General features: G+C 74.0%; 21 protein-coding genes and 1 pseudogene. 16 read left to right on the top strand and 6 right to left on the bottom strand.

The genetic code is table 11. The features are described 5' to 3' along the window. Window positions 1-321 precede the first annotated feature (321 nt). The 3 genes from AB0442_RS21135 to AB0442_RS21125 all read left to right on the top strand — a co-directional run bounded on the left by AB0442_RS21135 (window position 322) and on the right by AB0442_RS21125 (window position 4,796). Window positions 322-804: a hypothetical protein gene (locus AB0442_RS21135; RefSeq protein WP_366164466.1), complete on the top strand. Its 483-nt coding sequence runs from the start codon at window positions 322-324 to the stop codon at window positions 802-804. A gap of 217 nt (window positions 805-1,021) precedes the next feature. Further along, a complete protein-coding gene (murF, locus tag AB0442_RS21130) occupies window positions 1,022-2,395 on the top strand; it encodes a UDP-N-acetylmuramoyl-tripeptide--D-alanyl-D-alanine ligase (protein ID WP_366164465.1) in 1,374 nt (457 codons plus the stop codon). A gap of 124 nt (window positions 2,396-2,519) precedes the next feature. Further along, window positions 2,520-4,796, top strand: a complete 2,277-nt coding sequence (locus AB0442_RS21125; protein ID WP_366164464.1) for a histidine kinase — start codon at window positions 2,520-2,522, stop codon at window positions 4,794-4,796. Here AB0442_RS21125 and AB0442_RS21120 read toward each other — a convergent pair. Next, window positions 4,692-5,300, bottom strand: a complete 609-nt coding sequence (locus AB0442_RS21120) for a response regulator transcription factor (RefSeq protein WP_363547160.1) — start codon at window positions 5,298-5,300, stop codon at window positions 4,692-4,694. The two genes, AB0442_RS21125 and AB0442_RS21120, sit on opposite strands and share 105 nt — an antisense overlap. 85 nt (window positions 5,301-5,385) lie before the next feature. Between AB0442_RS21120 and AB0442_RS21115 the strand changes: the two genes are divergently transcribed. From AB0442_RS21115 to AB0442_RS21095, 5 genes are all read left to right on the top strand, one after another. Further along, window positions 5,386-6,120 (top strand): ABC transporter ATP-binding protein, encoded by a 735-nt coding sequence (locus AB0442_RS21115; protein WP_366164463.1) that lies wholly within the window; start codon window positions 5,386-5,388, stop codon window positions 6,118-6,120. Continuing rightward, a complete protein-coding gene (locus AB0442_RS21110; RefSeq protein ID WP_366164506.1) occupies window positions 6,117-8,588 on the top strand; it encodes an FtsX-like permease family protein in 2,472 nt (823 codons plus the stop codon). Before AB0442_RS21115 ends, AB0442_RS21110 begins: the two co-directional genes overlap by 4 nt. 240 nt (window positions 8,589-8,828) lie before the next feature. Next, complete coding sequence (locus AB0442_RS21105) at window positions 8,829-9,305, top strand: class I SAM-dependent methyltransferase (protein WP_366164462.1); 477 nt, start codon at window positions 8,829-8,831, stop codon at window positions 9,303-9,305. Window positions 9,306-9,317: 12 nt separating this feature from the next. Further along, entirely contained in the window at window positions 9,318-9,557 is a 240-nt protein-coding gene (locus AB0442_RS21100) for a hypothetical protein (protein WP_366164461.1), read from the top strand. A 488-nt stretch (window positions 9,558-10,045) separates the two neighbouring features. Further along, window positions 10,046-10,429: a hypothetical protein gene (locus AB0442_RS21095; protein ID WP_366164460.1), complete on the top strand. Its 384-nt coding sequence runs from the start codon at window positions 10,046-10,048 to the stop codon at window positions 10,427-10,429. Between the two features lie 22 nt (window positions 10,430-10,451). On the opposite strand, the pseudogene AB0442_RS21090 reads toward AB0442_RS21095, so the two are convergent. Together AB0442_RS21090 and AB0442_RS21085 are read right to left on the bottom strand one after the other, a co-directional pair. Continuing rightward, window positions 10,452-11,139 (bottom strand): annotated as a pseudogene (locus AB0442_RS21090) (IS5 family transposase). Window positions 11,140-11,369: 230 nt separating this feature from the next. Further along, window positions 11,370-13,058, bottom strand: coding sequence for a glycosyltransferase (locus AB0442_RS21085; RefSeq protein WP_366164459.1), 1,689 nt, complete (start codon window positions 13,056-13,058; stop codon window positions 11,370-11,372). A 533-nt stretch (window positions 13,059-13,591) separates the two neighbouring features. Here AB0442_RS21085 and AB0442_RS21080 point away from each other — a divergent pair. From AB0442_RS21080 to AB0442_RS21070, 3 genes are all read left to right on the top strand, one after another. Beyond that, window positions 13,592-14,920 carry a glycosyltransferase gene (locus tag AB0442_RS21080; RefSeq protein ID WP_366164458.1) on the top strand — a complete coding sequence of 443 codons (1,329 nt, stop codon included), beginning with the start codon at window positions 13,592-13,594 and terminating at the stop codon, window positions 14,918-14,920. 217 nt (window positions 14,921-15,137) lie between these two features. Next, on the top strand, window positions 15,138-15,428 hold the full coding sequence (locus AB0442_RS21075) for a DUF3040 domain-containing protein (protein WP_366164457.1): 291 nt from the start codon (window positions 15,138-15,140) through the stop codon (window positions 15,426-15,428). Between the two features lie 138 nt (window positions 15,429-15,566). Continuing rightward, on the top strand, window positions 15,567-16,271 hold the full coding sequence (locus AB0442_RS21070; RefSeq protein ID WP_366164456.1) for an SDR family oxidoreductase: 705 nt from the start codon (window positions 15,567-15,569) through the stop codon (window positions 16,269-16,271). A 63-nt stretch (window positions 16,272-16,334) separates the two neighbouring features. On the opposite strand, the gene AB0442_RS21065 is transcribed toward AB0442_RS21070, so the two are convergent. Both AB0442_RS21065 and AB0442_RS21060 read right to left on the bottom strand, forming a co-directional pair. Next, entirely contained in the window at window positions 16,335-16,706 is a 372-nt protein-coding gene (locus AB0442_RS21065; RefSeq protein WP_366164505.1) for a MarR family winged helix-turn-helix transcriptional regulator, read from the bottom strand. A 286-nt stretch (window positions 16,707-16,992) separates the two neighbouring features. Continuing rightward, entirely contained in the window at window positions 16,993-17,985 is a 993-nt protein-coding gene (locus tag AB0442_RS21060) for an ABC transporter substrate-binding protein (protein ID WP_366164455.1), read from the bottom strand. Window positions 17,986-18,242: 257 nt separating this feature from the next. Between AB0442_RS21060 and AB0442_RS21055 the strand changes: the two genes are divergently transcribed. After that, the gene (locus AB0442_RS21055) at window positions 18,243-19,691 is read left to right on the top strand and encodes an aspartate ammonia-lyase (protein ID WP_366164454.1); all 1,449 of its coding nucleotides are present in this window, start codon (window positions 18,243-18,245) and stop codon (window positions 19,689-19,691) included. A gap of 88 nt (window positions 19,692-19,779) precedes the next feature. Here AB0442_RS21055 and AB0442_RS21050 read toward each other — a convergent pair whose 3' ends face one another. Continuing rightward, the gene (locus AB0442_RS21050; RefSeq protein WP_366164453.1) at window positions 19,780-21,054 is read right to left on the bottom strand and encodes a cyanophycinase; all 1,275 of its coding nucleotides are present in this window, start codon (window positions 21,052-21,054) and stop codon (window positions 19,780-19,782) included. A gap of 355 nt (window positions 21,055-21,409) precedes the next feature. Between AB0442_RS21050 and AB0442_RS21045 the strand changes: the two genes are divergently transcribed. From AB0442_RS21045 to AB0442_RS21030, 4 genes are read left to right on the top strand one after another with little or no spacing between them, the layout of a single operon-like run. Then, window positions 21,410-22,363: an ABC transporter substrate-binding protein gene (locus AB0442_RS21045; protein ID WP_366164452.1), complete on the top strand. Its 954-nt coding sequence runs from the start codon at window positions 21,410-21,412 to the stop codon at window positions 22,361-22,363. A gap of 1 nt (window position 22,364) precedes the next feature. Then, window positions 22,365-23,330, top strand: a complete 966-nt coding sequence (locus AB0442_RS21040) for an amino acid ABC transporter permease (RefSeq protein WP_366164451.1) — start codon at window positions 22,365-22,367, stop codon at window positions 23,328-23,330. Window positions 23,331-23,334: 4 nt separating this feature from the next. Further along, window positions 23,335-24,099, top strand: a complete 765-nt coding sequence (locus AB0442_RS21035; RefSeq protein WP_363547127.1) for an amino acid ABC transporter ATP-binding protein — start codon at window positions 23,335-23,337, stop codon at window positions 24,097-24,099. After that, window positions 24,096-25,322 carry a M20/M25/M40 family metallo-hydrolase gene (locus AB0442_RS21030; RefSeq protein WP_366164450.1) on the top strand — a complete coding sequence of 409 codons (1,227 nt, stop codon included), beginning with the start codon at window positions 24,096-24,098 and terminating at the stop codon, window positions 25,320-25,322. Before AB0442_RS21035 ends, AB0442_RS21030 begins: the two co-directional genes overlap by 4 nt. Window positions 25,323-25,366 lie beyond the last annotated feature (44 nt).

The raw sequence follows: 25,366 nt of genomic DNA, 5'->3' as shown, positions 1-25,366 counted from the left end.
GCCGTCGTCGAACCGACGGTCGCACGCCCGCTCGGCGGCGGGGCACCCGTGCGCGCCATCCGGGTGCCCGAGGTCGGCATCCGGGTGGCGCCCGTGGCCGTGACCGGGAGATGCTGCGCACGGGCCGGCCGACGCTCCGAACGGCCTCCGGGGAAGCGGCCGCGGCCGGGCCGGGACCGCCCTGCACCGCCTCGCGTCCGAGCCCCGCCGAGGAGGGCGACCGGTCCCCACCGAGCCGGTCCACCGGACGAGCCGCCCCGACCGGCGCACGGCGCCGGGACCGGAGGCGGGCATCGCCCACCACAGGACAAGGAGCACCCCATGCCGACGGGCAGCACCCAGGACGTCTCACACCGGGCGGGCGATCTGTCCCGCACCGGACGGGACTTCGTCGTCGAAGACGCCGGGCTGCGGCGACTGCGCTACCACGTGCTGCGCCTCACCCCGGCAGGCCTCACCCGTCCGGAGGTCGACGACCTGACGGAGTACGCGGCGCTCGCCTTCGCGAACGCCGGCATCACCGCGAAGGCCGACACGATCCGCCGCCGGGCCGACGCCAGCCGCCTCGCGGTCGCGATCGTCGACGTCGTCGAACGGACCGGCCCTCCGGACGCCCGTGGTCAGGTGATGCTCGGTGCGGTCCTCGGCGCCCACGCGGGGCTCGGCCCCGACCAGCCGGACGACCGCTCGACGGAGGCCGTCCTCGGCGCGATCGGCGGTGCCGTCGCCGCGGCCACCACGGGCCTCGTCACCGAGATGATCGACCAGGTCGGAATCACCGACTACCTCGCCGTCGAGACCTGACCCACCGGTGCCGTAGCCGGAACGGCCCAACGCCGTCCTCACGAGGGAGTCACCGCAAGAACCGCTCGGTGCTGCCCGCCTCGGCAGCACCGAGCGGGCGGCGGGATTCCTCCTCGCCACCGACAAGTGCCCCGCGGGAGCCGCGCGGGTGCTCGGTCCCCCGTAGCACGAGCGGTACCGTCAGTGCACGGTCCGCTGACGAGATGGAGTGGCGTACATGCAGCCGATGACTCTGGCCCTGATCGCCGAGGTGGTCGACGGTCGGCTCGACGAGGTCCCGGACCCGGCGGCGGTCGTCGACGGCCCGCTGGTGGTCGACTCCCGCAAGGTCACCCCGGGCGCGCTGTTCGTGGCGTTCGCCGGTGAGCACGTGGACGGCCACGACTTCGCCGCGGCGGCGGTGGCCGCCGGGGCGGCGGGCGTGCTCGGGTCGCGGCCGTGCGGCGCCCCCGCGGTGCTGGTCGACGACGTCATGGAGGCCCTGGCCAAGCTCACCCGCTGGCAGGCCGCGCGGATGCCGGGCGTGACGCGGATCGGGGTGACCGGCTCGTCGGGGAAGACCAGTACGAAGGACCTGTTCGCGCAGACGCTCTCCAGGGCCGGGGGCACCAGCGCGACGGCCGGCTCGCAGAACAACGAGATCGGCGTCCCGCTGACGGTCGCCGCCTGCCCGCCGGACGCGAAGTTCCTCATCCTGGAGATGGGTGCGCGCGGCGCCGGCCACCTGACCCACCTGACGGACATGGTGCCGTTGCACGTCGCCGTGGTCCTCAACGTCGGGGCCGCGCACGTCGGCGAGTTCGGCAGCAAGGAGGACACCGCCAGGGCCAAGGGTGAGCTGGTGGCCTCCCTCGCCGCCGACGGGCTCGCGGTGCTCAACGCCGACGACCCGCTGGTCGCCCCGATGGCCGCCCGCACGGCGGCGGCGGTGCTGTTCTTCGGCCGCGCCGAGGCCGCACAGATCCGCGCCACCGACGTCACCCTCGACCCGGACGGCCGGCCCCGCTTCGTGCTGACCACCCCGGCCGGCCAGGCCCCCGTCGCGCTGCAACTGCTCGGCGAGCACCACGTCTCCAACGCCCTCGCGGTCGCCGCCGTCGCCCACCACATCGGCATGGCCCCCGCCGAGATCGCCGCCGCCCTCGGCGACGCGCTCGCATCCACCGGCTCCCGGATGCAGCGTCACGACCGCCCCGACGGCGTCACCGTCATCGACGACGCCTACAACGCCAACCCCGACTCCACGGCCGCCGCGCTGCGCGCCCTCGCCGCGATGCGCGGCGAGCGCCGCACCGTCGCCGTCCTCGGCGAGATGCGCGAACTCGGTGCCGCCGCGGCCGCCGAACACCGCGCGATCGGCGCCCTGGCCGCCGAGCTCGGCACGAGCGTGGTCGTCGCCATCGGCGACCAGGACGCCGCCGCTCTCGCGGCCGGCGCCGAGAACGGCGGCGCCGAAACCCACCTCGTGCCGCACCGCGCCGCCGCCACCGGCCTCCTGGAGAAGCTGCTGCGCCCCGGCGACCTGGTGATCGTGAAGGCGTCACTCTCGGCAGGCCTGCAGGCCCTGGTGAAGGACCTGCTCACGGCCTGACCACCAGGGTGTCTCACTTCTGTGGGGCGACCCCGTGCGCTGTCCTGCCGAGCCACCTGCACCGCTGATACCGGACGGCCGGTCCGGCCGCCGCCCGTGATCGTCCACCGCGTACGATGCGCCCGTGGTGGGGGAACGGGGAGGGGGCGTCGGGCTGCGTCCGGCGCGGGCGCTGGTGATCGCGGTGGCCGCCGCGCTGGCTTCGGTTCACCTGTTGAAGGGCGTGGCACGGACACCGGCGGAGCCGGGCAGCGGGACGGCGGTCGTGGCGGCCTGCCTCGCCCTGGTGGCGCTGCAGCTGCGGCACTTACGGCCCGCCCGGACCGGTCCGGCAGGAGCACCCGCACACCCGGGCTGGACGGCCGCAGAACTGGCCGTCGGCTTCCTCGCCGTCGGCCTCGGCGCCTCGATCGGCCTGCTCTGCCTGCCGGCCGCCTCACTGCTGCTGGAGCGCCGCCGGGTGCTGCTGGCCCTGGCGGCGGCCGGCGCCGTGCTGGTGGAGGCCGAACGGGCCGTGGGCGTCCGGGAGGCGGTCGACCTGCTGGTGACGGTGGCGCTCGGCGGCGTCATGCTCTACGCCGTCACCACGCTCGCCCTGCTGGCGAGCCGGGTCCATGCCGCCCGGCTGACCCTGGTGGCGTCCGCGGTCACCGACGAGCGGCTGCGGATCGCGGCCGACCTGCGCAGCGAGTTGTCCGCGGGGCTGGCACAGATCCACGACCTGGCCGCCCGGCAGACCCCGCAGGCGCTGGCGCCGCTGATCGCCGTGGCCCGCCGGACGCTGGCGGCGGCCCGGGCCACCGCCGCCGAGCTGCGCAGCCTGTCGCTGGCCCCGGAGGCGGCGAGCGCCCGCGCGCTGCTGGTGTCGGCCGGTGTCGCGGCCGACATCCGGATCGGGCACCGCGAGCCGCTCGGACCGGCCGGGACGGTGCTGGCGACGGTGCTGCGCGAGGCGGTGACCGCGGTCGTCCGGATCGGTGACGCCCGCCGGTGCGAGGTCGGCACCGAGGAACGGGCCGGGCGGGTGATGCTTCGGGTGGTCAGCGACGGTGTGCCGACGGCCGCCCTCGGCGCGGACGTCCTCGACGACCTGGCGGAGCGGGTACGCGCGGTCGACGGCCGGCTGACGGCGGGGCTGGAGCCGGACGGACGGTTCGCGGTGGAGGCGGCGGTGGCCGCCACCCCCGCACCGACTGCCGCCGCGGACCCGCCGGAGCTGCGGACCGCGCTCGGCCTGTACCACTTCCTGCTCGCCGCCTTCTGCGTCAGGTCGCTGATGTTCGTTCCGTTGCCGCGGCTCGGCCTCGGGGCGGCGTGCGCGCTGGCCTTCTGCGCCTTCCAGATCCGCTTCTCGATCCACGACGCGACCCGCCACGCGCGCCTCGCGCTGGTCGCCTCGGCGGTACTGGCCCTGCTGCCGCTGCCCTGGCTGGGCGCCAACTGGATCGGTGCGGCGGGCATCCTGGCCGGGTCACTGGTGATCGCGCTGCCACTGCGCGCGGGTGCGGCCCTGGCCGGGCTGATGGCCGTGGCGGCCGGGGCGATCAGTGGCGGCCCTGCGGCCTCGGTGGTGTCGACCGCGGTCGACGTGCTGATCACCTGTGTGGTGGTCTTCGGGGTGCTGCGCCTGGTCCGGCTGGTGCGGGAGCTGCAACGGGCGGGGGCCGGGCTGGCCCGTGCCGCCGTCGTGGGCGAGCGGCTGCGCGCCGCCCGGGACCTGCACGACCTGCTCGGGCACGGCCTGGCGGCGATCCTGCTCAAGGCCGAACTCGCCCGGCGGCTGGCGGAGACGGACCCCCGCCGCTGCCGGGAGGAGCTGGCGGACGTGGTGCGGCTGGCCGACCGCGGGCGGGCCGAGCTCGGGGCGGTGGCCGAGGACGGCCCCCGGCTGTCCCTGGCCGCCGAACTGGCCTCGGCTGCCGCGGTGCTGGGAGCGGCCGGCATCGCGGTGGAGCTGGAGGAGGAGCCGGTGCCGGAGACCGCGGGGACGGTGCTGAGCGTGGTCCTGCGCGAGGCCGTGACCAACGTCCTGCGGCACAGCCGCGCCCGGCACGTGCGGATCGCCGTCGCGGCGGCCGGGGACGCGGCGCGTCTGGAGGTGGAGAACGACGGTGCCCCGGACGGCGTCACCGCGCCCGGCTCGGGGATCGGCGGGCTGTCGGTCCGTCTGGCCGGGGCCGGCGGCACCCTGACCGCCGGGCCCGACGACGGCTGGTACCTGTTGCGCGCCGAGGTACCGCTGGACCGGTCCGCGGACACCGGATCCGTGACCGGCGGGGGGCCGGCGCCGGGCGGGTCAGAGCCAGCCGGCCTCCCGCGCGATCCGCACCGCGTCCGTCCGGTTCCGCGCGTTCAGCTTGCCGACGACGGCGGTGAGCACGTTCCGCACGGTCCCCGTTGACAGGTGCAGCCGCCCGGCGATCTCGGGCGGCTCGGCGCCCCCGGCCAGCTCCCGCAGCACGTCGTTCTCGCGCGGGGTGAGCGGGTTGTCCGCCAGGTCCCAGGCGGCGACGGCCAGGGCCGGGTCCAGCACCCTCCCGCCGGCGGCCACCCGGCGGATCGCCGCGACCAACTCCGGCGGCGGGACGGTCTTCAGCAGGAAGCCGTCGACCCGGGCGTCCAGCGCCCTGCGCAGCAGCCCGGGCCGGCCGAGCGAGGTCAGCATCAGCGTCCGGCACTCCGGCAGCTTCTCCTTGAGTGCCGCGGCCGCCTGGAGGCCGTCCGTCCGGCCCGGCATCTCGATGTCCAGCACCGCCACGTCCGGCGCGAAGACCATCGCCCGGGGCAGCACGTCGTCGGCCGAGTCCGCCTCCGCGACGACCTGGAGGTCCGGCTCCAGCTCCAACAGCGCGACCAACGCGCCGCGGACCACGTGCTGGTCCTCGGCCAGCAGGATTCTGATCATGTCCCGACCCTACCCGTGACGATGTCACGGGTGCCGCGTGATCGCCTCCCTGGGAAGGGAGTTCGCGGATCGGCAGGGTGGAGGCATGAGCGAAGCGATCACATTGGACGCCGTGAGCAAGGTCTACGGCAAGGGGCGGGGCGCGGTCGCCGCCCTGCGTGAGGTGACGGTGCGGCTGCCGAAGGGCGGCTTCACGGCCGTGATGGGGCCGTCGGGTTCGGGCAAGAGCACCTTCCTGCACTGCGCGGCGGGCCTGGACCGCCCGTCTTCGGGGACGGTCCGGCTCGGCGACACCGACCTGTCCCGGCTGAGCGAGACCAGACTGACCGAACTGCGGCGGGAGCGCGCGGGGTTCGTGTTCCAGTCGTTCAACCTGATCTCCTCGCTGACGGTCGAACAGAACGTCACGCTGCCGCTGCGGCTCGCGGGCCGACGGGCCGACGCCGGACGCCTCGCCGAACTCCTGTGCCGGGTGGGGCTGCAGGAGCGCACCGGGCACCGGCCCGGCCAGCTCTCGGGCGGTCAGCAGCAGCGGGTGGCCATCGCCCGGGCGCTGATCTCCGACCCCGAGGTGGTCTTCGCCGACGAGCCCACCGGCGCGCTGGACACCATGACCGCCCGCGAGGTGCTGACCCTGCTGCGGCAGACCGTCGACGACCTCGGCCAGACCATCGTGATGGTCACCCACGACCCCGTCGCCGCGTCCTACGCGGACCAGGTGGTGTTCCTGGCCGACGGCCGGATCTGCGACACCCTGTCCGCTCCGACCCCCACCGCGGTCGCCGACCGCATGATCCGCCTGGGAGCGTGGAAGCGATGATGCTGGGACTCGCCCTCTCGACCCTGCGGCACCGCAGGGCCGGATCCGCCGGCGCCTTCGTCGCCCTCTTCTGCGCCGCCGCCCTGGTCTGCGGGTGCGGGACCCTGCTGGTCACCGGCCTGACCGGCACCGTCAGGCCGGAACGCTACGCGGCCGCGCCGATCGTGGTGTCCGGCGACCAGAACGTCCACACCGTGGAGGACAAGGGCAAGGGGAGGGTCAAGGAGAAGGCCAAGCCGCTCGCCGACCGGGCCTGGGTGCCGGCCGTCCTCGCCGACCGCATCAAGGCCCTGCCCTCGGTGAAGGCAGTGGCGACCGAGGTGACCTTCCCGGTGCTGCTGCCCGGCGGCCCCACCGACGGCTCCTGGGGACACGGCTGGGAGTCGGCGCCGCTGGCCGGCCTCACCCTGGCCTCCGGCCGGGCGCCCGCAGCCCCCGACGAGGTCGTGCTCGACGCGGCCACCGCGGACCGGGCCCACCTGCCGCCCGGTGCCACCACCGCCGCCCGTACCGCCTCGGGCACGCTGGCCCTCCGGGTGGTCGGCGTCACCGCCCAGCGGTTCGACAGCCAGGGCGCCGTGTTCTTCTCCTCCGACCGGGCCCGCCTGCTCGCCGGCCACGAGGGCCTGGTCGGTGCGATCGGGGTGTTCCCGGCCGCGCCGTCGGCCGCGGCCGACGTCCGGGCGCTGCTCGCCGGCTTCCCCTCCGTCCCGGCCGCCGTGGTCCGCACCGGCGACGACCGCGGGCCGCTGGAGTTCCCCGGGGCCGCCGGCGCCCGGGTCCGCCTGGTCAGCACGGGCGCCGTCCTCGCGGGGACGTCACTGCTGGTCGCCCTGCTGGTCGTGGTCGGCACCTTCGGTCTGTCGATCCAGCAGCGGCAGCGGGAGATCGCCGTGCTGCGGGCGGTGGCGGCGACCGGACGGCAGGTCCGCCGGATGATCGGCGGCGAGGCGCTCGTCGTCGGACTGGCCGCCGGGACGCTCGGCGCCATCGCCGGTCTCCCGCTGGGCGATTGGTTGCACGGGCGCTTCGTGGCCCTGGACGTGATTCCGGCGAACCTGCCCGTCGTCCACTCGCCCTTCCCGGTGTTCGCCGCCGCTGCCGCGACCCTGCTGTCCGGCTGGGGAGCGGCCCGGATCTCGGCCCGGCGGGCCGCCGCCGTGAGGCCGGTCGAGGCCCTGGGCGAGGCCGAGCTCACGCCGCCGCGCCTGGCGTGGACCAGGACCGGGGCCGGCGTGCTCGCCGCCGCGGGCGCCGTCGTGCTCACCGTCCTGCTCACCGCGCTGCACTCGGACCAGGCGGCGACACCGGTCTGCTTCATCACCGTGCTGCTGTGGTGCACCGTGTTCGCCCTGCTCGGCCCGCTGCTGGTGGGGGTCGGCACCGCCGTCCTCGGCCTGCCGCTGCGGGCGTTCCGGGTCGGCGGCTACCTCGCCGCCCACAGCCTCCGGGCCGGCGCCCACCGGCTGGCCTCGGTGGTCACCCCGCTCACCCTGCTGATCGCGATGGCCTGCACGATCCTGTTCACCGGCACGACCGTGGACCACGCCGCCACGGCGCAGCGGGACGGCGGCACCGTCGCCGACTTCGTCGTCGGCCCGCGCGTCCCGGCCACCGCCGCCCGGGCGGTCGCCGCCGTCCCCGGCGTCCGGACCGTCACCCGGGTGCTGCACACCCGGGTCCGCGACGGGCTGACCAGGCGCAGCGTTCAGGCGGTCACCCCCGAAGGGCTGTCCGACACCCTCGACCTCGGCATCACCGCCGGCGACGCCGGACAGCTGGCGGACGGCACGGCGGCGGCCGCCGACGGGCTCGGCTACCGGCTCGGCCAGCGGATCCGGCTGACCCTCGCCGACGGCACCCCGACCGAGGTGACGGTGGTCGCGCTGTACGGCCGCGGCCTCGGGTTCGGCGACCTGACGCTCGCCCACCACCTGGTCGCCGCCCACGTGGACGTGCCGCTCGACGACGAGCTGCTGGTGCGCGGCGACGGCCTCACCCGGCACGCCCTCACCGCCGCCCTGCACGGCGACCCGGGACTCGGGGTGCTCGACCGCGCCGCCGCACAGGCCTCGCAGACCCGGGTCGGCGCCCAGGTCGGCTACGTCACCCTCGGGCTGATCACCACCTTCGTGGCCGTCGCCGTGCTCAACACCCTGGCCATGAGCATCAGCGACCGCCGCCAGGAGTTCGCGGCACTCGCCCTGACCGGCGCCACCCGCCGGCAGATCCGTCGGATGCTCGGCTGGGAGACGGCCACCACCCTCGCCCTCGCCACCGTCCTCGGCCTTGCCGTCGCCCTCGCGGTCCTCACCAGCTACGCCGAGGGCATCACCCGCGGCACCGCCGGCGTCAGCGCCCCCACCGAAGGCCTCGCCCTCGTCCTCGCCGGCGCCGCCACCCTCGCCGCCGTCGGCACCTGGCTCCCGGCCCGCACCACCCTCCGCAGCCTCCGCCGCCGCTCATGACCACCGGCCCCGGGTCCGGTGGGGCGAACTGCCGGGTCGCCCGGCTGGGCCTGTACGGCTGGGAGACGACTCGTCAGGGCCTCGGCAAAGTCGTGAGGTCGTTCCGCCCGGGTGCAGGTCGTGCCGGTGCTCCACCGCCGAACTGCTCGGGTGACGGGGCACGCGGCCCGCAGCCATCGGCGCGTGCTCGGGCTGCCGCCGTGCGGGTGCTGCCGACCGGATCGGGGTACGTGCACCGGCATGTCCACCTCTGCCCTGTCCTTCGGGTCGGCCGCCCGGCTGTACGACTCGATCCGGCCCACCTACCCGGTGCGGGCGGTCGCCTGGGCCGTCGGCGCCACACCGATGCGCGTCCTGGATCTGGGGGCGGGCACCGGGCTACTGGCCGGCGCGTTGCGCGCCGCCGGCCACGAGGTGGTCGCGGTCGAGCCCGACGAGCGGATGCGCGCCGTGGCCGCCGAACGCCACCCGGGCGCGCGGGTGGTCGCCGGCAGCGCCGAGGACATCCCACTGCCGGACGGGTCCGTCGACGCCGTCGTGGTCGGGCAGGCCCACCACTGGTTCACCCCGCAGGACGCGCTGCTGCAGATCCACCGGGTGCTGCGCGAGGACGGCGTCTTCGCCGCGCTGTGGAACATCCGTGACGACCGGACCCCGCGGGTGGCCGCGCTCTCCGGCATCGTCGGCAGCGAGGGACACGGCCTGGAGAGCGCCTGACAGTACGGGCCGGTGACGCCATGGTTCACCGAACCCGAACGCGGCCTGATCGAGCACACCGTGACCGTCCCGACGGACCGGCTGATCGACCTGGTGCGGTCCCGCTCCTCCTACCTGACCGCCGACGCCGCCGAGCAGGCCCGCTCGGACCGGGAGATCGACGAGTTGGCCGCCACCGACCCGGCCCTGGCCGGCCGCGACAGCGTCGAGATGCCCTACCGGACCTGCGTCTACCGGATGCGGCACGCCTGATACCCGGCCAGAGCCCCCGACGCGCTCACGGCAGTTGCACTCGTTGGTCCCGGTGGAGAACACTGCGGCCGGACCCGTTCTGGTGGTCGGCGGAGACGACCGGGCCCGCCGCGCCGACGACACCGCCTCTCTCCTCCACCTCGCGCTGCGCCACTTCCCGAGGGCGGCCCGGGGCGAGGCCCTCCTCGGGGCTGCGGTCCTCGTGGTGATGCCGTTCCTCGCCGGGTCCGCCCGCACCGAGTCCGGCAGCGCCAAGGCCGTCTCCTCCGGCAGAGTCGTCGCCGTCGGCGCCGCGCCGGTCCTCGCCCTGGCCGTTTCGCCGTACGCCACGGCCGAGGTCTCCGACGCGCTGGACCGCCGCCCCGCGGCCACCCGGCGGCGAGCGTCTGACGCCACCTGCCCCACCGCCCGGATGCACCCGGCCGCACCGAGTGGTCGACTCGAGACGACGGGAAGTCTCGGAGGCAGTCACGGAGAGGAGCCGAGCGATGCCGAAGGTATCCAAGCGGTCCGCGACGAAGGTCCAGGAGTTCGGTCCGGTGACCGACCGCCGCGAGGAGATGAACGGCTACACCGTCGAATTCGTCTCCTTCGGGGCGGACGCAGACCTGGACGGGCCGCTGCAGGCGCTGCCCGACGGGAAGTGCCAGTGCCCGCACTGGGGCTACGTCATCGCCGGGCGCATGCGCTTCGTCTTCGCCGACCACGAGGAGGTGTACGAGGCCGGCGACGCGTTCTACCAGCCGCCGGGCCACCGTCCGTACGTCGACGCCGGGACGGAGCTGCTGCAGTTCAGCCCCACCGACGCGCTCGCCCGCACCGAGCAGGCCATCGCCGACTGGATGGGCCGCCAACAGGCCGGCACGCCATAGGAAGTGTTGGGAAATCGAGTGGTCACTCGTTCTTGAGGTCGTCGGCGAGGCGGCGGGCTGCTTCGGTCTCGACGGGGCCGTGCGGTTCGACCTCCTCGCCGGCGAGGCGGGCGGCCATGAGCCGGATCATCGCGGCTTGATCATCGCCTCGGCGTGCGCGGTCGACCCGGACCAACCCGACCTGCGGAAACACCGACCGGATCCCGGCGAGCACCGACTTCGCGCCCGCCCGGTCCTGCACCGAGGCCGAGTGCACGACCGCCCGCAGCACGAGCCCGCAGGTGTCCACCGGCAGGTGCCGCCTGCGGCCCCGCACCCGCTCGCCCGCGTCGTAGCCGATCGCCCGTCCGCCCTGGTGGCTGCGGGCGGACTGCGAGTCCGGCACCGCCGCCCGGGCTGCGGATCCCGGGCGTCCGCCACCCGGACCCGCTCGCGCAGCGCGTCGTGGACCCGGTCCCGGGTCCCGTCCGCCTCCGGGCACGAAACCACTGGTGGGCCGCGTCCCACGGCACCGGATCGTGCGGCACCGGCCGCCAGGCACAACCGCCGACCAGCACGTACAGCACGGTGTCCACGACCGGCCGACGCGGAAACCTCGGCGGACGGCCACCCCTACGCGGATCCCGCTCCGGAAGCAACGGCTCGATCACCGCCCACTGAGCATCCGTCAACGACGAGTCACAGGACGGCTTGCACGAACAGGCACACATGACGGCGATCTTCGCGGTCACCTCGTCCACGAAGATCACAACCGTGCGTCGCCCCTTGCCGCGGCGCTGTCGAGGAGAGGGCAGTGCGCGGAGGCGGCAGAAGCCGCACGTGCGGCATTGACGGCAGACCCCGCCACAGCTGCCGACACCCCAGTCCGGCCGTCGCTGCCGTTGGCCACCCGGCAGAGTCGCCCGGAGACCGTGCCCGCCGCCCCGCGCGGCAGCGAGGGTCAACCTCCGAACGAGGCCGCGTAGGCCTCGGCCAGGGCATCGGCCATCGCACGGACGGAGTAGCTGCGCCGTACCGTGCTCCGGCCGCGCGCCGCGATCGCGGCCAGGCCGGCGTCGGAGACGTCGCACGCCGATGCCAGCGCCGCGGCGAGTTCGGCTGTCGCTCCGGTGGGAAGCAGGAAGCCGTTCAGCCCGTGCCTCATGTAGTGCGGGACGCCGCCCCGCAGCGGGCCCGCGGCGGCGAGCCCGGCCTCCATGGCTTCGAGGATCGCGAGGCCGAACTCCTCCTTGGCGCTCGGGCACACGTACAGCACCCCGCCCGGCTTCTCGGCCGCGAGCATCCGTTCCAGCACGCGCACCTGCCGGTTCGGCACGGCCGGCCACAACGCCACCCGGCGACGGGCCTCGGGGTGGGGGGCGAGGACTTTGCCGATCGCGGCCCGCATGTCGCTCTCCACCGGTGTCGGCTCGCCCGGGGAGCCGCCGACCAGAAGGAGCGTTGTCGATCGGTGCAGTCCGGCCTGCAGCCATGCCTCGACCAGCCGGTCCTGCTGTTTGACGGGGTGCAGCCGCCCGACGTTCAGCAGCAGCCGCAATCCGCGGTCGGCCGGGTCGAGGCCGTCCGGTCGGCGGCCGTCGGCGAACAGGCGGGCTGCCATCGCCTGCGCAAGTCCGTCGTCACCCGGTTGCGGTACGAACGGCGGAATCCCCTCCGGCACCTCGACGACACGCCGCGACAAGGGGCCGGAGAGCTGCGGGAAGTGGGCGGCGAGTTCACGACTTCCCGCGCGCCCCGGGATCCCCACCAGGAGGTCCGCGCGTGCGACCAGGCGGTCCGCGACGAAGACCCGGTGCAGGTCGGCGCGGAGCGCCCCGCCGACGTCGACGTCCGGCAGGGCCGGCAGGCCGGCGTGGCGCTCGGCCATCGTGCGGTGCGGGTCCGGCGTCACGGTGAAGGCCAACCCGGCCCCGCACCGTCGGGCCGCGTCCGCGACCGCGAGTGACCCGTCGTCGGCGAACCGCACGTGGACCAGGCGCGGTCGGGCTCCCGGCAGTTCCAGCAGGCGAGCCGCCCACCAGGCGAGAGCGGAGCGGTGCTCCGCGATCACTGCCGGATCCAGGGGACCGTCGGCGTCCACGGGGATGCCGACCTGCCAGTGGCTCGGGCCGAGCAGGGACACCAGGCCGACCCGCCCGCCGCGCAGGGCGGCGCGGTCGGCAGTGACCAGGGTGAGGACCCGACCGATCCGGCCGGTGCCGGTGAGCGCCCCACCCAGGGCGGCGAGCAGAACGCCCATCCCGCCGCTCATGCCGACCCCCGGCTCGGCCGGATTCCCCAGCAACACGGACTGTGCCACCACCGGGCCCGGTTCCGCGCCGGGCAGGGCCTGCACGGTGTTCCGGAATGCGGCGGCCTGCGGCGCCCGGGGGCAGGCCCGGTGCCAGCACGCCGCGAGCAGCAGGACCTCGTACGCGTCCGGTGGGTGAGGTGCGGTCGACGGCAGCACCTCGTACCCACGGGGGACGCCCGCCAGGTAGCGCCACGCCGCGTGCCGCACCCGCCGGTCCGGACGCAGCCAAGGAGCGCATTCGACCGGCCGCAGCGGGCGCAGCCCCGTCGCCTCGGACAGGTCCAGCAGGAAGGCGGCCTCGGCCGCGGGCGGGCCCGACAGGAGCCGCGTCCGCACCTGGGCGGTCGCCGCCTCCGGGTGCGTGGCGGCGTACCGCGTCCAGACTTCCGTGAGTGCCGTCCCCAGTTCCGGTGAACGGGGCGCCAGCAGAAGGAGATCCGGCCGAGGAGCCGTCCCGGGGCACCGGGCGAGCCCGCGGACCGCCGCGACGGCCAAGGCCACGGCCCGTCCGTCGCGGTCAGCGGTCCGCGGCAGGTCCCGGCCGGGCCGTCCGCCACGGCGGTACTCGGCGCCGGCGAGTATGCCGAGAAGGCCCCGCGGCGCGCCGGGCGGAGCATGGCCTGCCCAGAAGTGGCGGCGCCACGCCTGCAGTTCGTCGGCCACGCCCGACGCCCGCGCGCGTTCCTCCTGCTGCTCGTACCACCCCGGCTGCGACTGCATCCGTTCCTGCCTCCCATGCACGGCGGGTTGCCGGGGGACGGTTCGGTGCGTGGGCCGGCACGGATTGGTCGTGCTCCGTCGCCTGCCGCGCACGGGCCGGCCTGGCATCATCGACGGCAGCCGCGATGCCTGCCGAGGGAGGATCCGTCGTGCACGTGGTCGTCATCAGCCCGCCGTTCGCCTCGCACGCCGCGCCGCTCGCGGTCCTCGGCGCGGCCCTCCACCGCCACGGAGCACGCGTCGACCTGGCCTGCACCCGCCCCTTCGCCCCGCTCGCCGCCCAGGCCGGCCTCGGCTTCCTCGACCTGTCGGTCACCCGCAACGCCAACCACGGAATCGCCGAACGGACCCGACAGGACCCCGCGGAGGAAGCCCGCCTGCGCGAGTTCCTCGCCGCCACCGCCGACGGCCCTGCCGCTGCGCTGCTCACCCAGGCCGCGCACCGCCGGGCCGACATGCTCGCCGAACCCGACCGGGTTCTGGCGGACGTCCGGGACCTCCACCAACGGCTGCGGCCCGACTGGTACCTCGTCGACCAGCTCGCCTACTCGGCCACTCTCGCCCTGCACTGCCTCGACCTGCCGTACGCCACGTTCTGCCCCGGTCACCCCACGTACGTCCCGGCCGGCCCCGACGCCTACTTCGGCCTGCCCTACGCGTGGCCGGACACCGTCCGGCCCACACCCCGAGACCTCGCCCGCCTGACCCGCGCCGTCGCCGAGAACGACCGCGCCTTCACCGCCGCCTTCCACCGGGTCATCGAGCGCCACGCCCCGCATCGGCCCCGCCCCGAACGGGCCTTCGCGCTCACGTCCTCCCGCGCGGTCGTCCACAACTACCCCGACCTGCCGTGGCTGCCCGCCGCACCCGCGGGCACCGCCGTCCACTGCGGCCACTGCACACCTGACACGCCGCCGTTGGACGATCACTGGACCACCGTGGTCGACCGCCTCACCGCCGACGGCCGACCACTCGTCCTCGTGGCCCTCGGCACCTTCCTGTCCGCCCGCCACGACGTCCTGGCGACCGCGGCGGCCGGGGTGCTCGAACACACCTCGGCCGCGGTGATCGTCGCGGCCGGAGACCGCGTGCGCGAGGTGTCGGCAGCCCTCACCGCTTCCGGCGCGCCGGCCGGCCGCCTCCACGTGGCACCGCGCATCCCGCAGCACGCCCTGCTGTCCAGAGCGTCCGCCATGGTTCACCACGCGGGCAACAACTCGTTCACCGAATGCCTCGCGGCGGGCGTGCCCGCCCTCGCCCTGCCCTTTTCCAGCGACCAGTTCGCCATCGCCCACGACCTCGAACGAGCTGCCCTCGGCCTGTGCCTCGACCCGAACACCCTCGCGCCGGCCGCCGCCGGCGCCGCTGTCGCCCGGCTCCTGGCCGACGACGGAGCAGCGAGCAGAGCGGTGCGCGAGGAACTCCACCTGCGCGGCCCGCGCTGGGCCGCAGCACGACTGATGCACCTCATGACGTGACGCCGCCCCCGGGCCCGCTCCGCCACGCGTGTGCGTGTGGGGCGCTGCAGGGCTCCGAAGCCGCCGACGACCTGCACGAATGCCCCGCCACCGGCGGCCCGGCCGAAGCCCTACCGCAGGACAGCACCCGCCTACCGAGATGCGCAAACGCTGCGACTGCCGTTGAGACCCCCGGGCGGAGACGCTGGACCCACGACCACGAACGGGGGTGCTCACCGTGACCGCGCCACTGACCGCCGGCGAACTGCGGGCGCTCCACGAGATCGAACAACAGCTGCGACTCGCCGACCCCGGGCTCGACAGGGTGCTCGGCACGTGGAACACGGCGCGTCGGCTCGCCTGGCACCCCAAGGTGTTGGTCCTCATGGTCGGCCTGTCAACCCTCGCCGCCGCCGCTTGCGCACTCTGGGCCGCCGCAGGCACGCACACAGCCGCCGTCCCCGCCGCCGCCGCGACCGCGGTGCTCGCCGCCGTCTTCCGCAGACTGGGCCGACTCAACCGCCCCTGACACGTGCCACCCGCGCGACGCACCACGGCGCGGACACCTTCTCGAAGCCCGCAAGCTGCGCAAGCACCCGTCCGGTCCCGCACCGGACCGGCAGCGGTCCGAAGCACCCGGAGCCCGACCTGTGGAGAAGAACCGGCGATGGAAGACGCCGACTTGAGAATCCTCGTCGCAGGGGCAACCGGCGCACTCGGGAGTGCAGTGGCCGTACTGGCCGCAGAGCGAGGCGCCCGTGTCGTCCCGGCCGGCCGCGACCCGCACCGACTGGAGCAGGTCGCCGGTCGCCTGGGAAGCCCGGCGATGCTTCGATTCGACGCCTACGACTCGGACGGCTGTACCCGCCTCGCTGCCCGGGCGGCCGATCGACTCGGGGGACTCGACGCCGTGCTGGTGACCTCCGGGACCGTCGCCTTCGGCCCCGCGGAGCGGACGTCGGCAGTCATCGAGGAGCACCTGATGGCCGTGAACGCACTGGCACCGATGGCGGTGCTGCGCGGAGCGCTCGCCGTCATCGGCTCGGGCGGTGCCGTCGGAGCGATCACCGCAGCGATCGTCGACCGGCCCGTGAAGGGCATGGCCGCCTACCAGGCCTCCAAGGCCGCCCTGTCGGCGTGGCTCGATGCGGTGCGGACCGAGCAGGGACGAAACCGGATCTCGGTGTTGGACGCGCGCCTGCCGCACATGGACACCGGCCTCGTCGACCGCGCGGTGGCCGGGACCCCACCGCCGACACCACCGGGCGCGGACCTTCCGGCCTGGGTCGCCGCCCTCCTCGAAGGCATGATCTCCGGAGCGTCCGTCCTCATGCCCCACCCCGTCCACGGCGCACCCACGCTGCGCCGCTGAGGCAAGGCCAGGGTCGGCGTCGTGAGGAACGATCGGCCGGGGCGGCCGGACGCGATCGGGGCGTCACCGCCTCACTTCGCTTGACAGGGAGGCCCGGTAGGCGTCGCACGCGCTGAGCAGACACCGCTTCGCCGCGGCGCGTTCGGTCTCGTCCAGACCTGCGGAAGCCTGGTGGAGCAGACCCGGCAGAGGGGCCGGTTCGTCCATCACGTGCGTGAAGCCGCTGTCGGTGACGTCCAGGACCTGGCGGCGGCCGTCCCGCGGGTGGGGACCGCGGGTCATGTGGCCTTCCGCGACGAGCCGGTTGACCGACCGGGTCCCGGCGGCGCCGGTGATGCCGAGGCGCCGCGAGAGCTCGACCGGGCCGATCGGCTCTCCCGCACTCGTCCTGCCGACCGGCCGTCGCTTCTGGTGGCCCGGCCGCCCCGAGGCCACCACCGGTGCCCCGTCGAGGACCGAGCACCACCTCGACCGAACAACCTCCGGGCGTGCCTGCACCGGCACGCCCCGTCCGTGCGCGCGATACGGCCGGGGGGCGGCGCGAGGGGGGGGAAACGCGCCCCCGCCCCGGGGGGTGTCCTCGGCCGGGCCCCCCGCGGGGTGGCGGGGCTTGGGGCGGGGGGGGGGGCCGTGGTCCTGGACCCGGGCCCCGGCCGTGGTCGCGACCGGCTGCCGGCCACAGGCGGGCCGTGCGCCCCCTCGGCAGAATCCGCTGCACCGATCAGTCGAGGGCGCCGTTGATCGTCGCCTGCGGGATGGCGATGTTCGGCACGTGGTAGGCCTCGAGGATCTTCTTGTAGGAGCCGTCGTCCATCAGGGACTGGAGTGCCGCCCGGACGGCCTCCTTGAGGCCGGGAACCGACTTCGAGATGCCGATGCCGATGGGCGACGCGCTGGTCGGCCCGACCGCCTCCTTGCCCGTGACGGTGTCGAAGGCGGTGCCGTTGTCGGCCGTGTCGGCGACGAAGGCCGCGGTGACCTCGTCGAGGAAGTCGGCGGAGACCTTGCCCGAGCGCAGGGCGAGCTGGGCCTCGGAGTCCTTCGGGAACGCCAGGACCGTGATGGCCGGCTTGCCCTGCTGCTTGCACAGCTCCTGCCGCTGCTCGAGGATCTTCTGGTGGTTGGTGCCGGTCTGGACCGACACGCTCTTGCCGCAGACGTCCGTGACGACCTTGATGCCGTCCGGGTTGCCCTTGCGCACCAGCCACCCGGGACCCGCGTTGACGTAGTCGACGAAGTCGACCGCCTGCTGACGCTCCTTCTTGTCCGTCATCGCCGACATCACGGCGTCGAACTTGCCGGCCTGGACGGCCGGCAGCAGGCCGTCGAACTTCTGGCCGGTGAACTCGAACTTCACGCCCAGCCGGGCGCCGATGGCCTGGCCGAGGTCGTGGTCGATGCCCGTGATCTCCTTGCTGCCCTCGGAGACGTACATCTCGAACGGCGGGTACGGCACGTCGGTGGCGACCCGCACCTTGCCGGCCTTGCGGATCGCCTCGGGGAGCGTGGCGGTGAGCTTCCCGTCCGCCGAGATCGGCACGCCCTTGACCGTCACCGGGGCGGACGGTGCGGCGGCGGCCGGAGCCGCGTCCGAGGACCTGCCGGAGGAGCTGGAACCGGAGGAGCTGGAACAGGCGCTGAGCGACAGCGCGGAGGAGGCCAGCGCGAGGGTGACGGCCGCGTGGCGGAGCAGGGGGGAGCGGAAGGAGGTCATGGGGCGCCCTCTGTCGAAGGAGGAAGGGGGGCGCGCCGTCATCGGCGCGAAGCAAAAGTTACATCCATGCGATGAAGTGCGTGAATGTATCGAACGTTACGTTCCGGCAACGGTGCATTCCTGCGAGTGGGAGTGGCGCTCGACCTGGCGTGGGCGGTGACTTCGCCGCCCCGTGCGTTACATATGGACTCAGTACATCCAATATTGTAACGTGCGATACATCCCTTCGACTCCCGACCCCACCTGGACTCCCCTTCATGACCAGCACCAGCGGCCCCGCCTCCTCACCACCCTCCTTCGAAGGCCGCGGATCCCTGCGAACCGAGCACGACCTGATCGGCGACCGCGACCTCCCGGCCGACGCCTACATCGGCATCCACACCCTGCGAGCCGTCGAGAACTTCCCCCTCAGCGGCATCCCGCTCTCCGCCCACCCCGAACTCGTGTGCGCGCTCGCCTCCGTCAAGCAGGCCGCCGCCCTCGCCAACCGCGATCTGGGCGTCCTCGACCCGGAACGGGCCGGGGCCATCGCCCGCGCCTGCGAGGAGATCCGGGAAGGCGCCCTCCACGACCACTTCCTCGTCGACGTCCTCCAGGGCGGCGCCGGCACCTCGACCAACATGAACGCCAACGAGGTCGTCGCCAACCGCGCGCTGGACCTCCTCGGGGCGGCGCGCGGCGACTACGCCCGCCTCAGCCCCAACGGCCACGTCAATCTCGGGCAGAGCACCAACGACGCCTACCCCACCGCCGTGAAGACCGCGCTGTACGCGGCCGCCCGCGGACTGAACCTCGCCCAGGGCGTCCTGGCGGACACCCTCGCCGACCGCGCCCACGCGTTCGCCGACGTCGTCAAACTCGGGCGCACCCAGCTGCAGGACGCCGTCCCCATGACACTGGGTCAGGAGTTCGCGGCCTTCTCCCTCGGGGTGCGCGACGACACGGCGGCGATCGAGCACGCCGCCCGCGCCCTGTGCGAGATCAACATGGGCGGCACCGCCATCGGCACGGGTCTCAACGCCCATCCCGGCTTCGCCGAGGCGTGCACCGGCCACCTCGCCCGCGTCACCGGCATACCGGTACGGACGGCCCGCGACCTCGTCGAGGCCACCCAGGGCGTCGGAGCGTTCATCGAACTCTCCGGCGCCCTCAGGCGGTTCGCGCTCCGCCTGGTCAAGGTCTGCAACGACCTGCGCCTGCTCGCCTCCGGTCCGCAGGCGGGCTTCGCCGAGATACGGCTGCCCGAACTCCAGGCGGGGTCCAGCATCATGCCCGGGAAGGTCAACCCGGTGATCCCCGAAGCCGTCACCCAGGTCTGCTTCGACGCCATCGGCGCCGACGCGACCGTCGCCATGGCCGCCCAAGCCGGCCAGCTGCAGCTCAACGCCTTCGAGCCGCTGATCGCCCACGCCCTCCTCACCGCCCTGCGACGCACGACCGCCGCCTGCAGGCTGCTGGCCGAGCGCTGCGTGGCCGGCATCGAGGCCGATGCGGAGCGCACCTACGCCCACGCCAGCGGCTCCGCGGTCCTCGCCACCGCGCTGAACCCGGTGATCGGCTACCGCAGGTCCACCGAACTCGCCCGCCGCTGCGTCGTGGAGCGCCGCACGGTGCGCGATCTGGCGGCAGAGGCGCGCGTGCTGCCTTCCGAGCAACTCGACGGCATCCTCGATCCGCGCCGCCTGACCGGGCTCCAGCCGGGCTGACGGCACGCCGGACGCCGGGGCGCCGAACGGGCCGGGCCGGCGCGCCGCACGGCGCACCGGCCCGGTTCCGCGGTCGGACCGCGGAAGCTCAGTAGACGTACAGGTGGGTGTTGAGGTTGGTGAAGGACACGGCGGTGCCGCTCTTCCACGCCTGGTAGCCCGTGCCCTTGGTGAGGTCGGCCTCGAAGGTGGGGCCGCTCTCGTAGCTGATGCCGTACTGGTAGGTGCTGCGGCCGGCGTTGACGAGCTCCTTGGCCATGTTGACCATCTGGTAGGGGTGGTCGGTGGAGGAGTCGGGCGAGGAGAAGACGTCGCTCCAGCGACTGCCGACGCTGCCGGTGCCCGGTGCGTGGCCCGGCTTGGTGGAGGACGCCGTCCACGTGGCGGGGGTGTAGGTGTCGCCGCTGGTCAGGTAGCTCCACTTGACGTTGTCGATCGACCAGTAGCCGCTGTGGGTGCCGACGGCGGCGGTGCGGAGGTCGAAGACGGAGACGCCGTTGGTGCCGACGACGGCGTCGGTCTCGTCGGCGGAGCCGGGGTTGGTCACGACGAGCGCGGTGTCCTCGTCGATGCCGAAGGCACGGGTGTGGGCGGTGTCGGCCGCCAGACGGGTGAGGCGTCCCTGGCGTCCGCGGGCGGCGAAGTGGGTGTCGAGCAGGCCGGAGGTGAAGAAGTTGAAGCCGCCCGCGGGCCGGTAGGTGAGGTCGTCGGGGTGGCTGCTGCTGATGGTGGTGTAGGAGCCGTAGCGCAGCGCGTCCCAGCTCTCGCCTCCGGTGACCATGTCGCGGCCGTTGGCGATGGTGGTGCCGGCGCTGGTGCCCATGACGGCGGCGCCGGCGGTGAACCTGGCGCGGATGGCCGCCAGGGCGGGGGAGTCGCTGTTGTCGCTCTTGAGCAGGGTGGTGACCAGGCGGCTCTGGTCGCCTCCGCCGAAGAAGAAGCCGGTCATCGAGTTGATCTGGTTGATGACGCTCTGGCTGGAGTTGTTGGCGATGTGGTCCAGGTCGAGGGGGATCCACTGGGCGTCCGCGGCGCCGTAGGTGTTCTTCAGCAGGTCGACGTAGTAGGTGCCGTTGCAGACCGAGTTGCTGCAGGTGGCGGGGTCGCCCGCGTTGGGGTCGTTGGCGGGGACGTCGGAGGCGGCGGTGATGACGCCGATCCGTGCGCCGCTCCCGCCGGCCTTGGTGAGGAACGTTCCGTAGACCGCGGAGTTGGTGGGGGCGACCGCGCCGCCGGCGAGCACCAGGCTGCCGGTGACCGGGGCGGCGTGCGCGGCCTGGGCGGGGGCGAGCAGCGCCAGGGCGAGCGCGGCGGCGCCCGCCAGGGAGGCGGTGCGGACGGCGGGACGTGCGGACACGGACATGCGTGCTCCTCGGGGAGGCCGGCCCCGGAGTCGTGGGGCGGGGCCGGCGATGTGGGGGCCTGCCCCGGGCGTACGGCCCGGGGCAGGGGAGGGCCGCCGACGGGGGAGCGGCGGCGCGCCGAACGGCGCTCGGGAACGGAAGATACAGATCCTGCGTGGTCGACGGTAGATGTAACGGAAGTCCGGGGAAAATCTTGGCCTTGCGGTGCGGAAACGATGCAGCGGCGACCCGAGGGTCGGGCCGTTATGCATTTGTATCTTGTGTTACATCTGTTCATCATCCGACGTTGGATGTAACGTCATGGCTCGCGGCGCGGCCCCACGGGCGCCGCCAAGGTTCCCGAAAGGTAGCGACGTGAACTCCCTCGTCTTCCGCAGACCGGCCCTGCTGGCGGCCGTCACCCTGTGCGGATCCCTCGCCCTGTCCGCCTGCACCGGTGGAGGCGGCGAGCCGGCTCCCCCCGCGGCCGCCCCGGTCACGATCGCGGGCGTCACGATCGCCCCCGACGCCGCCCTGCACGCCTCGCTGCCGGAAGCGGTCAAGAAGTCCGGCAGGGTCCGCGTCGCCACCGACATCCCGTACCCCCCGTTCGAGATGTACGTCTCCGAGGGCAGCAAGGAGATGACCGGCCTCGACCTCGACCTCGGCCGGGCCCTCGCCGCGAAGCTCGGCGTCATGTTCGAGTTCCAGGCCCAGAAGTTCGACGGCATCGTCCCCGCCATCCAGGCCGGCAGGTACGACGCCGCGATCTCCGCCATCACCGACAACAAGGAGCGCGAGCAGGTCGTCGACTTCGTCGACTACTCCGCCTCCGGCACCGGCGTCATGGTCGCCAAGGGCAACCCGCAGAAGATCGTCACCCTCGACGACCTGTGCGGCCGCTCCGTCGCCGTCCAGACCGGCACCAACCAGCAGAAGCTCCTCGAGAAGCACCAGGAGAGGTGTCGCGAGCTCGGCAGGAACGCCATCCACCTCCAGGCCTTCCCCAAGGACTCCGACGCCCAGCTCGCCCTGCGCTCCGGCAAGGTCGTCGCCGACGTCCTCACCAAGCCCGCCGCCGGATGGACCGCGAAGACCGCCGACGACGGCGCCGCGTTCGAGGTCGTCGACGACCCCGCCGCACTCGGCGGCTACAACGCCTCACCCAACGGCATCGCGATCGCCAAGAACCTGCCGCAGCTCACCGACGCCGTCCAGAAGGCACTCCAGCAGCTGATCGACGAGGGCTCCCTCGCCACGATCCACGCCAAGTACGGCGCCGCGTCCATCGCCGTCAAGCAGGCCACCAAGAACGGCGCGGTGGACTGACATGACCGCCTCTCCCGCCTCCGCACCCGCGACCCGGACCGAGGAAGCCGCCGTGCGCGCCGACGAACTCACCGCCGTCCCCGTACGCCACTGGGGCCGCTGGACCGCCACCGCCCTCGCCCTGCTCTCCCTCGTCGGACTCGTCGGCTCCCTCGCCAAGAACCCCAACCTGCACTGGGACGTCGTCGGCCACTACCTCTTCGCCGACCTCATCTTCGACGGCCTCGTCACCACCCTGTGGCTCACCGCCGCAGCCATGGCGATCGGCCTGGCCCTCGGCACCCTCGTCGCCGTCATGCGACTGTCCGCCAGCCCCGTGCTGTACGCCCTCTCCTCACTGTTCGTCTGGCTCTTCCGCGGCACCCCGCTGCTGGTGCAGATCATCTTCTGGGCGTACGCCGCCGCCCTGTACAAGCACGTGATGATCGGCATCCCGTTCACCACGGTCACCTTCGTGCAGTTCGACACCAACAGCCTGCTCACCCCGTCGATCGCCGCCCTGCTCGCCCTCGGCCTCAACGAGGCCGCCTACGCCTCCGAGATCGTCCGCGCCGGCATCCAGTCCGTCGACCCGGGCCAGACCGAGGCCGCCCACTCCCTCGGCATGAAGCCCGCCCTGACGATGCGCCGCATCGTCCTGCCGCAGGCCATGCGGGTCATCATCCCCCCGATGGGCAACGAGACCATCAACATGCTCAAGACCACCGCCTACGTCTCGGTGATCGCCGCCCACGACCTGATGTCGAACATCCAGGACGTCTACGCCCAGAACTACCAGGTCATCCCGATGCTCGTCGTCGCCGCCCTCTGGTACCTCGCGCTGACCACCGTCCTGTCCGTCCCCCAGGCCTGGCTGGAGCGCCGCTACGGCCGCGGCACCACCCGCATGGCCCAGGTCTCACCGCTGCGCCGGATGTTCGTCGGCGTCACCGACCTCCTCACCACCAACCGCGAACGGAAGGGCTGAACCGATGGCCCAGCCCATGGTGCACGCCGAGGGCGTGCGCAAGCACTACGGGAAGCTCGACGTCCTCAAGGGCATCGACCTCACCGTCGAACGCGGCCAGGTGTGCTGCCTGCTCGGGCCCTCCGGCTCCGGCAAGTCCACGTTCCTGCGCTGCATCAACCACCTGGAGAAGGTCGACGGCGGCCGCCTCACCGTCGACGGCGACCTGGTCGGCTACCGCCAGGCCGGCACCCGCCTCCACGAACTCCGCGAGTCCGAGGTCGCCGAACGCCGCCGCGAGATCGGCATGGTCTTCCAGCGCTTCAACCTCTTCCCGCACATGACCGCCCTGGAGAACGTCATCGAGGCGCCCGTCAGGGTGAACGGCGTCAACAAGGCCGACGCCCGCGCCGAGGCGCAGCGCCTGCTGGACCGGGTCGGCCTCGGCGACCGCGCCGGCCACTACCCCTCCCAGCTGTCCGGCGGCCAGCAGCAGCGCGTCGCGATCGCCCGCGCGCTCGCGATGAAGCCGAAACTGATGCTGTTCGACGAGCCGACCTCCGCGCTCGACCCGGAGCTCGTCGGCGACGTCCTGGACGTCATGCGGGACCTCGCCGCCGACGGCATGACGATGGTCGTGGTCACGCACGAGATCGGCTTCGCCCGTGAGGTCGGCGACACCGCCGTGTTCATGGACGACGGCGTCGTGGTCGAGGCCGGCGACCCCCGGACCGTCCTGGTGGACCCGGAGCAGGAACGCACCAAGGCGTTCCTGTCCAAGGTCCTGTGAGCGCCCCCGCCGAGCAGGCGCCCACCACGGACCGCCGACCGGCCGGCCCCGCCGTCCTGCGGGCCGCCGCCGAGGCGGCCCTGCCGGACTACCTCGCCGACCTCGCCGACCTCGTCGCCCTCGACTCCGGCTCCTACAGCGCCGCGGGCGTGAACCGGGTCGCGGACTGGGTCGAGCATCGGCTGGACCGCATCGGCTTCACCACCGAGCGCATCCCCACCCGTCTGCCCGACGGCCGACCGTGCGGCGACGTCCTGATCGGCCGTCTCGCCGGCACGCTGCCGGCCGCCGACGGCGGGGCCCGGATCGTACTCGTCGGCCACATGGACACCGTCTTCGAGGACGGCACGGCCGCGGCCCGACCCTTCCGCACCGACGGCCACCTGGCCCACGGCCCCGGCGTCAGCGACGACAAGGGAGGACTGCTCGCCGGCATCACCGCCGCCGACCTCCTGGTCCGGCAGGGGCGGACCGCGTTCGCCGAGCTGATCGTCCTCGCCACCCCGGACGAGGAGATCGGCTCGCCCGCCAGCCGCCCGATCACCGAACGCGTCGCGGCCGGAGCCGACTACGCCCTCGCGCTCGAGTGCGCCCGGGAGAACGGCGACCTGGTCGTCGAACGCAAGGGCGTGGCCGACCTCCTGGTGACGGTCACCGGCCGCGCGGCGCACGCGGGCATCGAACCCGAGCGCGGTGCCAACGCCGCCCTCGCCGCCGCCCACCTCGTCGTCGCCCTCCAGGCGCTCAACGGCCGATGGCCCGGTGTCACCCTCAACGTCGGCGTGGTCCGGGCCGGTACCCGGACCAACATCGTCTGCCCCGAGGCCGAACTGCACATCGAGGTCCGCGCCACGACCACCGCCGGGCTGCACACCGCGATCGCCGGAATCCGCGAGGCCTCCGCCCGCACCGTCGTCGACGGCACCACCGCCCGGGTGCACCAGGTCGACCTGTGCCCGCCGATGGAGAACACCCCCGCCGCGCAGGCCGTCCTGGCCCTCGCCCGGGAGGCCGCCGCCGAACTCGGCCTGGACATCGACGGTGCCTCCACCGGAGGGGTCGGCGACGCCAACCTCACCTCCGGCCTCGGCATCCCCACCCTCGACGGCCTCGGCCCCGTCGGCGGCGCCGACCACACCCCCCAGGAGTGGCTCGACGTGGCCGGCGTGCCCGGCCGGATCGCCCTGCTGGCATCCCTGATCGAACGCCTGCGCCGCACCTGAGCACGCCCCCAAGGACAGGCCCGGCCGGACGCAGCGGCACCCGC

Source organism: Kitasatospora sp. NPDC085895, from assembly GCF_040702125.1.
Taxonomy (GTDB): domain Bacteria; phylum Actinomycetota; class Actinomycetes; order Streptomycetales; family Streptomycetaceae; genus Kitasatospora; species Kitasatospora arboriphila.
The sequence above is the reverse complement of the archived record's forward strand: the minus strand, read 5'-3'. Positions and strand labels throughout refer to the sequence as shown.